The organism is Salinigranum rubrum (assembly GCF_002906575.1).
Classification (GTDB): domain Archaea; phylum Halobacteriota; class Halobacteria; order Halobacteriales; family Haloferacaceae; genus Salinigranum; species Salinigranum rubrum.
The window spans coordinates 1646871-1661518 of the sequence record NZ_CP026309.1 but is presented as its reverse complement, the minus strand read 5'-3'; the positions used below and the strand labels follow the sequence as shown (position 1 = coordinate 1661518).

Here is a 14648-nt window from a genome sequence, read left to right as displayed (position 1 = left end):
ACTCTCACACCCGTCTCTCGGACATGAGCTACGCCGACTACCGCGCCGGGAAGCCGGTCGTCATCACGGCCGCCCTGACCGGCGGCGTCCACGGCAAGGACAAACACCCGAACCTCCCCGAACAGCCGGCCGAAATCGCCGCCCAGGCGGCCGACGCCGTCGACGCGGGCGCCGCCGTCCTCCACCTCCACGCCCGCGACTCCGATGGCGCACACGACCTCTCGCGCCTCCAGGAGGTCACGGAGGCGGTCAGGGCCGCCTGCGGCGACGTGATTATCCAGCACTCGACGGGGGGGTGCGGCCCGCTCGACGACCGCGTCCACGGCCTCCGGACGGACCCGCTCCCCGAGATGGCCTCGCTCGACCTCGGGCCGTTCAACCGGGGGTACGAGCAGATCACCCAGCACTCGCGGGCGAACATCGACGCCCTCGCCCGCGAGATGCGCGAGAAGGGGGTCGTCCCCGAACTGGAGGTGTTCAACGGCGCGCAGCTCTCGGAGGTCGACCGCCTCCGGGAGGCGGGCCTCGTCGGCGAGCGCCCCTATGTCAACCTCATCTTCGGCCCGGGCTTTACCCCGGCCCGCCCGGAGAACGTCGTCAACCTCGTCTCGAACCTCCCGAGGGCGCGGAGTTCAGCGTGCTCGCGACGGGCCCCCACCAGCTTCCGCTGACGACCCTCTCGGTCGTCCTCGGCGGCCACGTCCGGGTGGGAATGGAGGACAACCTCTACTACCGCCGCGGCGAACCCGCCCGCGACAACGCCCAGTTGGTCGAGCGCGCGGTCCGCATCGTCGAGGAACTCGAACGGCCCGTCGCGACGCCCCGCGAGGCGCGGGCGCTCCTCGGGGTCAGCCCGTCGGCGCGTCAGGTCGTCTGAAGCGGGCGATGTCGCCGGGGTCGAACGGCACCTGCGAGGTCGCGGACCCGAGACGGCGAAGTCGAGGCGCGCACGCTGCTTGCGTTCGCCAGCAGCAGTCACTGGTCACGGGCGGGCGAAACGGACGTTCGTGATCGTCCACGTCCACCAGTACCGCGACGGCGACGCGAAGACGACGGTCGAACAGGGCGACGAGGTCGTCAGCCAGGACACCCAGGAGTACTTCGACAAGGACGAACTCGGCCCCGACGAGGGGTGGACCCAGTTCGAGTACGGCGACCGGGTCATCCAGCGCCGCGGCGTCACCTACGACGACGTCACGAGCGTCTCCCTCCCCGAGGAACTGGGCGAAGAGGGCGGCGATTTGCCCGGCACGGACGTCCAGTTCATCGTCGAGGGCGGGAACGAGTTCGTCGAGAACGTCCGCATCGTCGAAATCACCGAGGACCCGGTCTGAGCCGTTCCGAGGACGCGACGGTCGAAGAGAACGACGGGACCCTCCCCGGCTCGTCGCCGTGAATCAGTCGGCGAGAGCCCTCGCCGCCTGGCCCCGCCTGGCCGTCACTCCAGCGGCTCGAAGACGTGAATCGGCCAGTCGGCCTCGTACGAGAGGACCGCCTCGGCGTCGAAGTCCGGTTCTCGGGTCGCCATCTCGACCGGCGTCCCGATGTCGAGGTCCTCGTACGCGGCGTCGACACGGCCAGTGAGTCGGCCGCCGGAGTCTAACTCGACGACGGCGAGGGTGAGCGGCGCGAGGTCTTCGAACGCCGTCGGCGGGCGGCTGATCTCCGTGTAGGAGTAGACGGTCCCCGTCTTCGACTGCTCCGAGAGGGACACGCGGCGACTCCCGCACTCGTAGCAGGCGGGGCGCGGCGGCACCAACACGGCGTCGCAGTCGCGGCACTCGGCGGCGAGCAGGCGGTCGTCGGCGAGCGCGTCGAAGAAGCCCGGGAGCGTGAACGGACTGTCGGCGGCGACGTCCTCGCGCGCGAGCGGACGGGCGGCGTCGGTTTCGGCGTCGTCCGCAGCGCCGCGGTCGCTGTCGTAGCCGTCGGTCATCGCGACACCCCCCCGGGCCCGACGAGGACGTGCGCGGCCGTCACCGCGTCGGCGACGCCGCCCTCGTTGAGCAGGAGCGCCACCTCCGATTCGCGCTGGCGGTCGCCGGCGCGTCCGGTCAACTGTTCGTACGCCTCGGCGGCCTGGGCGACGCCGGTCGCGCCGATGGGGTGGCCGCGGGCCTTCAGGCCGCCGCTGGTGTTGACGTGGACGTCGGTCCAGCCCTCGCTGCGTTCGGCGGGGGAAAGCGCGGACTCCACCCCTCGGCCGCGGGGCGCGAAGCCGACGGCCTCCGAGAGCATCGCCTCGCAGACGGTGAAGGCGTCGTGGACCTCCGCGATGTCGACGGCGGCGGCGTCGACGCCGGCCTGCTCGTAGGCGTCGCTCGCGGCGCGGTGTGCGCCCTCGACGAACGTCATGTCCCGCTCGGCGACGGCGATGTTGTTCGCGGTGACGGCCGATCCGGCGACGCGGACCTGGTCGTCCCGGTCGACCAGGTCGTCGGCGAGGTCGGCGCTCGTCACGAGTGCGACGGCGGCCCCGTCGGTGACGGGCGCGCAGTCGTACAGCTTCAGCGGTCGGGCCACCGGCGCCGATTCGAGGACCGTGTCGACGTCGATCTCCCGCTGGAACATGGCGTTCGGGTTACGCGCGCCGTTGCGGTGGTTCTTGACGGCGATGCGGGCGAGGTCGGTCTCGGTCGCCTCGGTGTCGTGGAGGTACCGCTGGGCGAGCAGCGCGTACTGCGCCGGCGCGGTCACCCCCGACCGCTGTTCGAGCGCGCGGTCGAACGCCGCCGCCAGCGCGTTCGTCGCGCCCTCGGTCCCGCCCGCGGTCATCTTCTCGACGCCGCAGGCGAGAACCGCGTCGTGGACGCCCGCGCGGACGTCCCGGACGGCGTTCTTCAGCGCGAGCGCGCCCGCGGCGGCACAGCCCTCGACGCGCTCGGCCGGGACGTACCGGAGGCCGGCCCACTCGGCCATCAGCGTCCCCTGCATGATCTGGTTCTCGTACTGTTCGGACTGGTTGCCCAGGTAGAGCGCGTCGACGACCTCCGCGGGGTCCGGGAGGCCCTCGAACGCGTCGGCGAGCGCGGCCGAGAACAGGTCCCGGCCGGGCAGGTCTGTCCGACCGAGGTCGGACAGACCGACGGTGACGAGTCGTGGCTCGGACATCGTCTCCCATCGTGTGGCACGGGTGATAAACGCTGTCAAGCCTCCCGGTCGCGGCGCGCCCGTCGCTTCCGGGACGTCCTGCCGCCGCGGCATCATTTATGTAGCTCTCGGCACAACTTCCGCGTGGATATGGAACTCACCTGGCACGGACACTCCTGCTGGCACGTACAGGTCGACGACACCTCGCTACTCATCGACCCGTTCTTCGACAACCCACACACCTCGCTGGAACCGGCTGACGTCGACACGCCGGACTTCGTGTTGCTCACACACGGGCACGCGGATCACATCGCCCACGCGGGCGAGTTCTCGGAGGCGACGCTCGTCGCGACGCCCGAGTTGGTCGAGTACGCGAAAGAGGAGATGGGATTCGAGGAAGCCGTCGGCGGCATGGGGATGAACATCGGCGGGACCGTCGAGTGCGGCGACGCCTACGTGACGATGCATCGCGCCGACCACACCAACGGCATCATGACGGGCTACGCGAACGACGCCGGGATGCCCGGCGGGTACGTCGTCTCGGACACGAAGCCCACGCAGGTCTCCGACGAGGAGTCGACGACGTTCTACCACGCGGGTGACACCGGCCTGATGTCGGAGATGCGCGACGTCATCGGCCCGTACCTCGAACCCGACGCCGCCGCCGTCCCCATCGGCGACCACTTCACGATGGGACCGATGCAGGCGGCCATCGCCGTCGACTGGCTGGACGTCGACCACGCGTTCCCGATGCACTACGGCACGTTCCCCCCATCGAGGTCGACACCGACGACTTCGTGAACGAGGTGGCCGGCACCGGCAACGACGCCGAGGTCCACGTCCTCGCGGGCGACGAGACGTTCGAACTCTGAGCCTCGAACGCCGAACCGGGTCGTCCGGAGCGCCCACCGGCCCACGTCGAGTCACTGTTTTTTCCGTCGGCACCGTACGACCGACGATGGTGACCGTCTCCGCGACCGAACGGGTTCCCGCACCCCCGAGGACGTGTTCGCGTTCCTCGACACGCCGTCGAACCACGAGCGCATCTCGCCGAGTATCTCGTCGGTCCACGAGGTCGAACCCCTCCCGGACGGGGGTCATCGCGCGGGCTACACCTACCGGCTGTTCGGCCTCCCGCTCCGGGGGTCGGTCGAAGCAGTCGCACACGACCCGCCACATCGGCTCCGATTCGAGCTTCGGGGAGGGATCGACGGCGAGATGGACTGGCGGCTCCGACCCGATGGAGACGGGACGCTCGTCACCTGCGAAGCGACGTTCACCGTTCCGGGCGGTCCGCTGGCTCGGCTGTTCGATCCGGTGGTCCGGGCGTACAACGAGCGGGAACTCGACGAGACGCTCTCTCGACTCCGCCGGTCCGTCGAGTCGAACTGACGAACGCCTGATTTTCGCGCGCGATACTCGCGCCAGCGTACTTTAGAGGGGGCGCGCGCTCTGCTCGGACAGTGTACGGCGTCCGTGTCCCACGAGCGCCCGAGGAGAGATGAAACTCAGAACCACGTTCGTCGTCCTGCTCATCGTCGTGACGCTCGTGCTGTCGAGCCTCACCTACGGCGGGCTCGAACTGTACAAGCAGGAGACGCTCCAGCGAAACCAGGCGAGCGTCGACGAGTCGGCGGCGCTGGCGGCCGACCAGATCGCTACCCGGGTCCGTGAGCGCCGCGACTACATCGGCTACGTCGCCTCGCAGCCGGCGACGGCGAACGTCTCGAAGAGCGGGACGACCATCGGAGGCGTGGTCAACAACAGCCGCTTCTTCGCCGCGCAGGTCGTCGCCGCCAACGGCACCGTCGTGGCGTTCGGCGGACAGATCGACGAGTCGGTCCGGCGCGAAACCATCGGGAGCGACGTCTCCGACGAGGCGTACTTCGTGGAGGCGACGCGGCGGAGTTCGTACGTCTCCGCGCCCGAGGCGGTGCCCGGCAGGGACCGGTATCTCGTCGTCGTCAGCGCGCCGATCATCACCGACGACGGCCTCCAGGGCGTGTTCGCCGCGTCGATGTACGTCTCGACCGACACCCTGCTCGGCCCGGTCGCCACGCTCGACACGCGGCGACAGCGCGTGACCGTCACGGCCAGCGACACGGTCCTGTTCGACAGCGACGAGCGGTTCGAGCAGGTGCTGACCGGGACGGCCCGCGTCGACGGCGTCGGGTGGCAACTCACCGTCGAGCGCGACCGCTCACAGCTGAACGCTCAGCTCCAGACGCTGGCGGTCGCACAGGGGGTCGGCCTCCTCCTCGTACTGCTCTCGGTCGTCAGCTTCTGGGTGTGGGAATCGCGCATGAACCTCCGACAGACCGACCGCCTGCTGGAGGGCTTCTCGTCGCTCCTCGACGGCCAGCACGGTCACTCGCTGGACCTCTCCGCCAGCGAGGAGTGGATACAGATCGGGGAGGGGTTCAACGAACTCTCGGCGGGGCTGGCCGCACGGGAGGCCGCGGTCCACGAGCGCGAGGAGCGGCTCTCCGTTCTGAACCGCATCCTCAGGCACAACCTCCGCAACGACATGAACGTCATCCTCGGGTACGCCGACCTCATCGAGGAGCGCGCCGACGGGGAACTGGTCGCGTCCGCGGCCGCGACCATCCAGACGACGGGAGGGGACCTGGTCGACCTCGGGGAGAAAGCGCGGTGGATCGACGAGGGACTGGACGACACCGCGACCGAGCGCGGGGAACTCGACGTCGCTTCGCTCGTCGAGCGCGTCGTCGCCGACGTCGGGGCGTCGTACCCCGAGACGACGGTCACGACCGACCTCCCGCCAGGGTCGGCGGCGACGGCGTTCGCCGCGCCGGCGGTCGAGGAGGCGGTCCGGAACCTCGTCGAGAACGCCTGCGAACACAACGACACGGCCGCTCCCTGCGTCGAGGTGTCGGTCTCGGCGAGGACGGCGGGCGAGACGGACGGAGGGGACGCGCCGCTGGACACCGACGGTCCCGACAGCCGTGTGAGCGGCGAGGTTCGCATCGTGGTGCGGGACAACGGCCCCGGCATCTCCGACTACGAACTGGAGGCCGTGACCGAGGGCCACGAGACGGCGCTCGAACACGGGAGCGGGGTCGGACTGTGGCTCTCGCGGTGGCTCGTCGAACACTCCGGCGGGCGGCTCGACTTCGCCGACAACGAGCCGCGGGGGACGGTCGTCACCGTGTCGCTCCCGCGGGCGGCCGACGGTTCGTAGCCTCGACGAGGGGGAGAGGCGGAACGAGAGACAGGCCGAGGAGAGCGGGAAGACAGCGGTGGGGATACAGCCGAGGAGAGCGGAATACAGCGGTGGGGATACAGCCGAGGAGAGCGGGAAGACAGACGATAGGAACCGAGTAAAGGCGGAGAGAACGGAACAGAGCGCGAAGCGCGACCGTTCAGGACTCCCGTCGGTAGTAGCCGACCAGTCCGAGGAGGACGAGCACGCCGACGCCGACCACGCCGAGCGTTCCGGCGTCGGGACCCGACGTCGCGGGTTCGCCTCCCTGGGTTTCGGTTCCCAAGTCCGTGTCGGTGCTCGACGCTGACGAGGACGCGGACGAGGCGGTGGCGTCGCCGTCGCCGCTCGTGACGATGACCTCGCCGGCGAGCGCGTCGTTCACCTGGACGGTGTACGAACCGACCGCGCCGATGGGTCGGGCGAACCGGACCTGTCGGCGGCCGCCGGCGGCGATGGTCAGTTCACGGTTCTCGACCACCTCGCCGTCGATGACGAGGTTCGCGACGAACGAGCCGTCGGCCCCGCCGTCGTTGGTGATGCGGACGAACACCTGGATGTCGTCGCCGACCCGGATCTCCTCGACGGCGACCCGGACGGTCTGGAGGGCGAAGTTGGGCTGTTTCGCACCGACCGCGAACTCGGAGAGCCCCGGAGAGGACGCGCGGAAGGCGTACGCGTCGGCGGTCTCGCCGACGACTGTCGTCGGAAGCTCTGCCCAGGTTCCCTCCTGGTGTCGGTAGAGCGCGACGTCCTCGGCGGGGACGCCGAGGCCCGCGAGTCGGTCCTTCGAGACGCGGAAGCCGATTTCGACGTCCGAGACGTCGGCGTTGTCGATGGAGTGGTCGACCCGGACGTTCGAGAGGAGTTCGGTGTTGTCGTCGCGGTCGAACGCGGGTGAGCCGTCGAGGTTCTGCGCCGAGGTGACCTGGAGCGAGACCTCCTCGCTCACCGCGGGCGTGAACCCGATGTCCGTGACGCCGACCGGCGGGGCAGTCGCGGCGTCACCGTCCGTGGAGAGGTCGACGGACGTCGGTTCGTCGGCGCTGACGGTCGTCTCCGCCGTCTGAACCGTCGGCTCGGACGCCGCGTCGGACTCGTCGGGACTCGTCGGCGCTGCGGTCGACGGGGCGGTCACACCACCGCTCCCGACCCCACTGCCACCGCCGTCACCACCCCCGCTCCCGCCGCCACCCGAGCTTTCGTTCGGCTCGTCTTCGACGGTGACGAGGACCGTCTCGGACGCGCGGTTCCCGGCCGCGTCGCGGACCGTGAGCGTCGCCGAGTAGGTCCCGCTCGTCTCGAACGTCCGGGTCGTGGTCGCGGCGGTTACGTCGGTTTCGTCGGCGAACGACCAGCGATACGCGGCGACGCCGACGTCGTCCGTCGACCCGCTCGCGTCGAACGCGACCGACTCGCCGACCGAGACGGTCCGGTCGCCGCCGGTGTCGGGGGTGGGAGCGACCGTGTCCGAGACGTACACCGTCGCAGTCGTCGTGTTACCGTTGCCTGCCGCGTCCGTCGCCGTGTACGTCACGGTGTACGTTCCCGGCGTCTCGTAGGCGTGTGTGGGGGTCGCGCCGGTCGCGGTCGACCCGTCGCCGAAGCCCCACGAGTACGAGTCGACCCCGACGCCGTCCGTCGACCCGCTCGCGTCGAACGCGACCGACTCGTCGACCGAAACGGTCCGGTCGTCGAGACCGTCGACGGCCGGGGCGGTCACGTCGCGGACCGTGACGACGCGCGTGTCGGCCGCCGTCTCGCCCGCGCCGTCGGTCACGGTGAGCGTCGCGGCGTACGTCCCGGGTGTGGCGTAGGTGTGACTCGGTTGCGGGCCGGTCGAACTGTTCCCGTCGCCGAAGGTCCACGAGTACGAGTCGATGCCGACGTTGTCCGTCGACCCGCTCCCGTCGAAGGAGAGCGGGGAGCCCTCGTCGACCGTCGCGTCGGAGCCCGCGTCGGCGGTCGGGTTCGTCACGTCCCGAACGGTGACGCGCGTCTCGTTCGACGCGACGTTCCCGCCCCCGTCCTCGACGGTGAGCGTGACGGTGTAGTTGCCGGGGTCGCTGAACGTGTACGATGGGCTGACACCGGTGGCAGTGTCGCCGGTGTCGAAGTCCCAGTCGTACGAGACGATTGCGGTGTCGTCGGTCGAGGCCGAGCCGTCGAAAGCCACGCTCGAATCCTCGTCGACCGTGCGGTCCCCGCCGGGCAGCGCGAGCGGCGACGTCGTGTCGACGACCTCGACGGTGATGTCGTCGGTGCCGGTGTTCCCGGCAGCGTCGGTCACGTCGAGTTGGACCTGGTAGGTGCCGGTCGAGCCGTAGGTGTGCGTCGGGGTTTCCCCGTTGGTCCCGCTGCTGTCGCCGAAGTCCCACGAGTACGAGTCGACCCCGACGTTGTCAGTCGACCCGCCCGCGTCGAACGACACCGCGGTGTTGACGTGGACCGTCCGGTTCGACCCGGCGTCGGCGACGGGTGCCGTCACGTCCTGAACGGTGACGGTGCGCGTCGCCGTGTCGGTGTTCCCGACGAGGTCTGTCACGGTGAGGTCCGCGCTGTAAGTCCCGGGCGTCTCGTAGGTGTGGGTCGGCGTCTGGCCGGTCGCCGTCGCGCCGTCGCCGAACGCCCACGAGTACGAGACGATACCGACGTTGTCCGTCGACCCCGACCCGTCGAACGAGACGGACGTGTCCTCGTCGACCGTCGTATCGGCCAGGGTACTCGCGGTCGGGTCCGTGCTGTCCGTGACCGCCGCCGTGAGCGCGGTGTCGGTGTCGTACGCGTCGGCCGAGGCGTCCGCCGTGAGCGTCGCCGACAGGCTGCCGGTCGTCGTCGGCGAGAGCGTCACCTCGACGGTCGTCGTCGCGCCCGTCGACAGGGTGACGGGCGCGGGGTCGGTCGAAACCGAGAACGAGGAGGCGTCGCCCGAGAGGTCGAACGAGTCGACCGTCACGTCGCTCCCGACGCGACTCTCGACCGTGAACGACCGCGTCGCCGTCGACCCGAACGCGACGGTGCCGAAGTCGGCGGAGGCGGGAGTCACGGCGAACGCCGCGGTCACGTCGGTGAGCGGGAGTTCGTCGGTGGTGCCGCTCGCGACGGCGTACGGCGTGTCGAGGAAGCCGTCGCCGTCGGCGTCGTCGTACAGTTGGCTCGGTCCGTTCCCGTCGGGGGCGGCCCAGTAGTTGCCGCCGACGAGCGACCCGCCGATGACGTTCGTCTTGGTCCGCCGCGAGACGCTCCAGTCGGTTTGGGGGACGCTCCCGTCGAACACGACGTTCGCGGAGTTGTTGAGGTAGTTGTCGTAGAGGAGGTTGTTCTCGGGCTTGTCGTCGGGGAAGTAGATGCCGGCGGTGGTGCTCGCGTTGATCCGACTCCCCCGGACGACGTTGTCGTCGGGTTCGTCGAGGTAGACGCCGTAGGTGTTCGACGTGAGGGTGACGTTCTCGACGGTGTGGACGTGTTTCGTCAGTCGAACGCCCTCGTCGTTCGAGGCGAGCGTGCTGTCGTTCAGCGTCGTGGTCGCCGAGGAGAGGTGAACGCCGTGGGCGTTGTCGGCGGCGGCGACGTTCCGGACGAGGGTGCGGTCGCTGTGGTGGACTCTGATGCCGGCGTCGGCGTTCGCGTCCGCCGTCGAGTCGACGACGACCGAGTCGGTGCTGTCTTCGAGAGCGATGCCGTGGCGGGTGTTCCCGGTCGCGGTCACGTTTCGTACGGTGCTGCGGTCGCTGTGGTGGACGTGGACGCCGTCTTCGCCGTTCGTGTCCGCCGTCGAGTCGACGATGACCGAGTCGGGGCTCCCGTCGAGGGCGATTCCGTGGCGGGTGTTTCCGGTCGCGGTGGCGCGCTGGACCGTCCCTCCGGATACGTCTTTCAGGTAGACCCCGTGCTCGGTGTTCGAGTCGGCGACGACATCGGTGACCGTCACCTCGTACGCGTCCACGAACAGTCCGGACCGCCCGTTGTTCGTCGCCGTGCTGTCCGTGACCGTCGTGTCCGTTCCGCCCTTCACGTAGACCCCGTACTCCGTGTTCTCGGAGGCCGAGACGTTGTCGACCGTCGAGGAGACTGTCGCGTCGAACTCGACGGCGTGCTTGTTCGAGCGCCCGACGACGTCGCGGACCGTGGCGTCCGTCACGTCTTTGACGAAAATCCCGCGGTCCCAGTTCTCGACGACGAGGTTCCGGACCGTGACGTTCGAGTACGAGCCGTCGACGTGGACCGCGTTGTTGTTCCCGCCACCGTCGAGCGTGTGGCCCCCGCCGTCGAGGACGACGTCGCTCGCCTCGATTCGGATGTAGTCCCCGTCCTCGTGTTCCTCGACGCCGCCGCCGATGACGTAACACCCCGGGGAGGTGATAGTCGTCGACTCCGAGATGGTCGTACAACCGGCCCCCTGGACGACGCCGACGAATCCCACGAGACCAGCCGAGGGGGCCGATCCGAGGAGGACGGCGATGACGACGGCGACGAGGGTGACCCTTCGAGACCTATCGAACGTCAGTCGGTGCACGCGGTTCTCCGGTTCGAGGTCTCCCACATGATTGTCCTGAGAACGGTACGAACGAGCGGTTACAAAAATCCCGCCACTAGAATATCAAATGTGAAATTTTGTGGCAGGTGATGGGTTTTTATCGATCGGTGCCGACCGCCAACGGTCGTCGGTCATCCCCTCGTTCGCTCCTCGGGACTCGTCGCGCCTAACTCTCGTCGCTGGACGAGGGGGATTGGCACGCGTGGACTCCGACGCCGGTGTGGGTTCGCGAAAGCGTTTATGCCGTTTCGCCGCGTCCTGTTACCCGTATGCCAACTCGAAGCTCGGACGCGACGTGGGAAGGCGACCTGAAGGACGGAGAGGGGCACCTGTCGCTCGGGAGCGGCGCCTTCGAGGGGTCGTACTCGTTCGTCTCGCGGTTCGAAGACGGTGAGGGGACCAACCCGGAGGAACTCATCGGAGCCGCACACGCGGGGTGTTTCTCGATGGCGCTTGCGAACGAACTCGCCTCCGACGGGCACGAGCCTGAACGCGTCCACACGACGGCGAACGTCCACCTCGACACGGAGAGCGGCACCATCGACACCATCGAACTCGTCGTCGAGGCGTCGGTACCCGGCATCGACGCCGAGACGTTCATGGAGTACGCGGAGGGGGCGAAGGAGAACTGCCCCGTCTCACGGGTGCTCGCGGGCGCGGAAATCTCGCTCGACGCGACGCTCGTCTGAGGCCGCTCGACGCGACGCAGGCCCGGGACGGTCCGGGGGGTCGTGCACAGCGACGACCCGAGTCATCAGTTTTTATGCCCGTCCGGTCCGGTGTGTACGATGTCATGGCGGATATCCAGACGCACACACTCAGCACGGACGGCTTCGCCTCGAAGAGTCAGGTCGGCGACTTCACCCTCGACGTCGACGCCCTCGGCGACGACGGCCCGACACCGAACCAGGTGCTCGTCGCGGACTACGCCTCCTGTTTCCTCCCGGCGTTCCGCGTCGGCGGGCAACAGACGGGCAACGACGACCTCGGCAAGATACAGATCGACGCGGAGGCCGACCTCGACGACGACGACGACCTCTCGGCGATCCGGTTCGACATCTACGTCGAGGCCGACCTCGACGACGAGACGCTCGCCGACATCACGGAACGCGCGGAGGGCATCTGCCACGTCCACGCCGCGCTCCGTGAGGGCCTCCACGCGGACATCACGGTCCACGGCGGCGCGGACATCCAGGGCTAAGCGGACCGACCGTCGTTCGATTTTCCCCGATTTTTCGCTGCGAACACCGTGAGCCGTCGCTGTGGTCGTCACTCCTCACGTGAGCGGGACGCGCGAGAGAAGGGGCTACCGCCGGTACATCCGATAGCTCATCGCCCGCCCGTCGACGATGACGACTTCCCGTTCCTCGGGGTCGTGTGACGCGGGTGACTCGCGCTCCTCGCGGAACACGTACGGGCTGTTCGGTGCTTCGACCGGTTCGTCCATGAACATTGGTAGCACACGGCAAGTATTTAACTCTTCGTCAGACGCTCACGACCGGGGCGCGCCGTTCGCCGCGACGGACCTGTCCTCGTCGAAGAAGTGCCGGACGGCGTCGAGCACCTGGGGATCGGTCGTCTCGGAGTCCTCACCGAAGTCGCCGCAGATTGCGAGTACCTTCGCCAGGGGTGCGTCCGAGAAACGCGAGCGACAGTAACGGCTGTGCAGGAGGGGGGAACGAGGGCAGTCACGGGGGCGCCGCGTCAGCCCAGTCCGTCGACTTCGTAGAGGTCGGCGAGTGAGTCGAGGACGTAGTCGGGTTCGATGTCGGAGGCGGCGAGGTCGGCGTCGTCGGTCACGCCGGTTCGGACGAGCGCGGTCGTCATCCCCGCCGCGACACCGAAGGCGATGTCGGTGTCGAGGCGGTCGCCGACGACCAGACACTCGCGAGGGTCGAGGCCGAGCGTCGAGACGACGAGGTCGCGAGCGGGTTCGGAGGGCTTGCCGAGGACGATGTCGGGGTCGCGGCCGACGACGCCCGCGATGGCGTGGATGACCGCGCCCGACCCGGGGATGTCGCCCGCGGCGGTCGGGATGACCATGTCGGGGTCGGTGCCGACGAACGCCACCGACTCCTCGGCGAGGACGCGCATCGCCGTACAGAGCGTGTCGTAGTCGAACGCGCGGTCGATGGACGCGACGAGGACCGTCGCCTCCGCGGGGTCGGCGGTGAGCGAGAGACCCGCCTCCGACAGGAGCGTCCGGAGGCCCGCTTCGCCGACGACGAAGTGGGCCTCTTCGGGGTAGTGCTGGTCGAGGTACGAGGAGGTGACGGTCGCGGCGGTGACTATCTCCTCGGAGGAGACGTCGAAGCCCGCGCGGGCGAAGCGCGCCTCGTAGGCGACTGCTGGTTTCGTCGGGTTGTTCGAGACGAACAGGCGGCGCAGACCGCTGTCGGCGATGAGGTCCAGGCCTGCGCGCGCGCCCGGCAACGCCTCGTCGCCGCGGACGACGGTGCCGTCGACGTCGAGGATGACCCCGTTGAGCATATCTGCACCGGAGGAGGCAGGGGAGTTCAGGCTGTCGGCTCTCCACCCGAATCGCTTCTGGATGGTTCGCCCCGCGACGTGAGGAATCGTTAAGTTGAGTGGCGTGTTACCATTGCTCATGAACTGGGGGAAACAGAGACGCTGTCCGGTCGAGGGGTGGACGCCGGTGGGACGGTTCGGACAGGCGACCTGTGGGGTGGTGAGCCTGGCGGTGGCCGTCGTCGCGCTCGCCGTCGGCTACTCGGTCGTGGTCGCCGTCGTGAGCGTCCTTCCGCTGCTGTCGACGACGGCTATCGTGTTCGTCTGGGCGTTCGTCTGGCTCGTCACGTGGCTCGCGCTCCTCGTCGGCATCACGGCCGTCCGGTCACGGGTCGGCGGCGGGTGGGGGACGACGGCGAGTCGGTGAGTCGGCTGAACCGTCGATCCGTGGGGCGGTGAACCAAAGGAGGGATATTCTCCCCCTCCTACACCCCGAGTGTGACGAACACGCAGCTCACTCTCGTCCAGATCGACAACTACGGGCCGTGGACGGTCACCCCCGAACCGCGCCGTGAGATGGACCTCCAGACCATGCAGTCGCGGCTCTTCGCCGACCTCGCGAACTTCATCGGAGCGCGGGACGGCTACGTCTTCTTCACCCGGTTCGACAACATGGTCGCGGTCACGAACGGCCTGGACGGGGAGGACCACGCCCTCCTCCAGGAGTCGATCGGCAACCGCTACCCGGTGACGGTGAGCCTCGGCATCGGCGTCGACGAACGGCCCGCCGTCGCGCTCGAACACGCGACCGAGAGGCTCCAGCAGGTCGGTAGCGCCCAGGACAGCACCCGTCGACAGGTGCTGCGAGGGACACCCCTCTCCGACGAGCACCGAACGGAGACGGACGTCCACATCGCCCACTTCGACGTCAACGACGCCACCGGCAAGTACACCGACCAGCTCAACGAGTTCGACTCGTTCATCCAGATCGAGCAGGGGTACGCCGCCGTGATGCGCTACATGCGCGAGGAACACGACGCGCTTTCCTTTTTCGTCGGCGGCGACAACATCATCGCGGTCTGTCCGGCGCTCTCTGCGACGCAGTACCACGACGCCATCGCCCACGTCGAAGAGAGCGTCGGTGTCGAACTGAAAGTCGGCGTCGGCGCCGGGACGAACGCCCACGACGCGGGCTTCGCGGCGAAGCACGCGCTGGAGGTCTGTCGACACGACGGGACGACAGTCGAGTTCGGGAGCGGCGCCGAACCGGCGGAGGCCGAGTCCGACTGACGACCGACTGTCGGCCGCCGCCGACCGACGGCTGAAGAC

At 69.0% G+C, this 14648-nt stretch carries 11 protein-coding genes and 3 pseudogenes; 9 read left to right on the top strand and 5 right to left on the bottom strand.

Annotated elements, in window-relative coordinates:
- The first annotated feature begins 23 nt into the window (after positions 1–23).
- Positions 24–877 (top strand): annotated as a pseudogene (locus tag C2R22_RS08205) (3-keto-5-aminohexanoate cleavage protein).
- Between the two features lie 130 nt (positions 878–1007).
- On the top strand, positions 1008–1334 hold the full coding sequence (locus C2R22_RS08200) for a hypothetical protein (protein WP_103425325.1): 327 nt from the start codon (positions 1008–1010) through the stop codon (positions 1332–1334).
- A gap of 104 nt (positions 1335–1438) precedes the next feature.
- Here C2R22_RS08200 and C2R22_RS08195 read toward each other — a convergent pair whose 3' ends face one another.
- Positions 1439–1936 carry a Zn-ribbon domain-containing OB-fold protein gene (locus C2R22_RS08195; RefSeq protein WP_103425324.1) on the bottom strand — a complete coding sequence of 166 codons (498 nt, stop codon included), beginning with the start codon at positions 1934–1936 and terminating at the stop codon, positions 1439–1441.
- Entirely contained in the window at positions 1933–3111 is a 1179-nt protein-coding gene (locus C2R22_RS08190; protein WP_103425323.1) for a thiolase C-terminal domain-containing protein, read from the bottom strand. The genes C2R22_RS08195 and C2R22_RS08190 overlap by 4 nt, the downstream gene beginning before the upstream one ends.
- Positions 3112–3240: 129 nt before the next feature.
- Here C2R22_RS08190 and C2R22_RS08185 point away from each other — a divergent pair.
- The 3 genes and pseudogenes from C2R22_RS08185 (at position 3241) to C2R22_RS08175 (ending at position 6292) form a co-directional block, all read left to right on the top strand.
- Positions 3241–3962: pseudogene (locus tag C2R22_RS08185) on the top strand (metal-dependent hydrolase).
- 130 nt (positions 3963–4092) lie between these two features.
- Positions 4093–4482, top strand: a pseudogene (locus tag C2R22_RS08180) (SRPBCC family protein); the annotation flags it as partial.
- A gap of 109 nt (positions 4483–4591) precedes the next feature.
- A complete protein-coding gene (locus C2R22_RS08175) occupies positions 4592–6292 on the top strand; it encodes a sensor histidine kinase (RefSeq protein WP_103425321.1) in 1701 nt (566 codons plus the stop codon).
- 181 nt (positions 6293–6473) lie between these two features.
- Here C2R22_RS08175 and C2R22_RS08170 read toward each other — a convergent pair whose 3' ends face one another.
- Positions 6474–10829: a PKD domain-containing protein gene (locus C2R22_RS08170; protein WP_162562420.1), complete on the bottom strand. Its 4356-nt coding sequence runs from the start codon at positions 10827–10829 to the stop codon at positions 6474–6476.
- A 290-nt stretch (positions 10830–11119) separates the two neighbouring features.
- Here C2R22_RS08170 and C2R22_RS08165 point away from each other — a divergent pair, with 290 nt between their 5' ends.
- Both C2R22_RS08165 and C2R22_RS08160 read left to right on the top strand, forming a co-directional pair.
- Positions 11120–11539: an OsmC family protein gene (locus C2R22_RS08165; protein WP_103425319.1), complete on the top strand. Its 420-nt coding sequence runs from the start codon at positions 11120–11122 to the stop codon at positions 11537–11539.
- Between the two features lie 104 nt (positions 11540–11643).
- The gene (locus C2R22_RS08160; protein ID WP_103425318.1) at positions 11644–12051 is read left to right on the top strand and encodes an OsmC family protein; all 408 of its coding nucleotides are present in this window, start codon (positions 11644–11646) and stop codon (positions 12049–12051) included.
- Between the two features lie 105 nt (positions 12052–12156).
- Here C2R22_RS08160 and C2R22_RS25585 read toward each other — a convergent pair whose 3' ends face one another.
- Positions 12157–12297, bottom strand: coding sequence for a hypothetical protein (locus C2R22_RS25585; protein WP_173862787.1), 141 nt, complete (start codon positions 12295–12297; stop codon positions 12157–12159).
- Between the two features lie 257 nt (positions 12298–12554).
- Positions 12555–13340 carry an HAD-IIA family hydrolase gene (locus C2R22_RS08155; RefSeq protein WP_103425317.1) on the bottom strand — a complete coding sequence of 262 codons (786 nt, stop codon included), beginning with the start codon at positions 13338–13340 and terminating at the stop codon, positions 12555–12557.
- A 118-nt stretch (positions 13341–13458) separates the two neighbouring features.
- Between C2R22_RS08155 and C2R22_RS08150 the strand changes: the two genes are divergently transcribed.
- Both C2R22_RS08150 and C2R22_RS08145 read left to right on the top strand, forming a co-directional pair.
- Complete coding sequence (locus tag C2R22_RS08150; RefSeq protein WP_103425316.1) at positions 13459–13746, top strand: hypothetical protein; 288 nt, start codon at positions 13459–13461, stop codon at positions 13744–13746.
- A 71-nt stretch (positions 13747–13817) separates the two neighbouring features.
- The gene (locus C2R22_RS08145) at positions 13818–14609 is read left to right on the top strand and encodes a GTP cyclohydrolase III (protein WP_103425315.1); all 792 of its coding nucleotides are present in this window, start codon (positions 13818–13820) and stop codon (positions 14607–14609) included.
- Positions 14610–14648: the final 39 nt, after the last annotated feature.

What these genes read in the sequence shown, in the direction of transcription:
- C2R22_RS08195 (WP_103425324.1), bottom strand. Translation starts at nt 1,936, where the DNA reads ATGACCGACGGCTACGACAGCGACCGCGGCGCTGCGGACGACGCCGAA.
- C2R22_RS08190 (WP_103425323.1), bottom strand. Translation starts at nt 3,111, where the DNA reads ATGTCCGAGCCACGACTCGTCACCGTCGGTCTGTCCGACCTCGGTCGG.
- C2R22_RS08175 (WP_103425321.1), top strand. Translation starts at nt 4,592, where the DNA reads ATGAAACTCAGAACCACGTTCGTCGTCCTGCTCATCGTCGTGACGCTC.
- C2R22_RS08165 (WP_103425319.1), top strand. Translation starts at nt 11,120, where the DNA reads ATGCCAACTCGAAGCTCGGACGCGACGTGGGAAGGCGACCTGAAGGAC.
- C2R22_RS08160 (WP_103425318.1), top strand. Translation starts at nt 11,644, where the DNA reads ATGGCGGATATCCAGACGCACACACTCAGCACGGACGGCTTCGCCTCG.
- C2R22_RS25585 (WP_173862787.1), bottom strand. Translation starts at nt 12,297, where the DNA reads ATGGACGAACCGGTCGAAGCACCGAACAGCCCGTACGTGTTCCGCGAG.
- C2R22_RS08155 (WP_103425317.1), bottom strand. Translation starts at nt 13,340, where the DNA reads ATGCTCAACGGGGTCATCCTCGACGTCGACGGCACCGTCGTCCGCGGC.
- C2R22_RS08150 (WP_103425316.1), top strand. Translation starts at nt 13,459, where the DNA reads ATGAACTGGGGGAAACAGAGACGCTGTCCGGTCGAGGGGTGGACGCCG.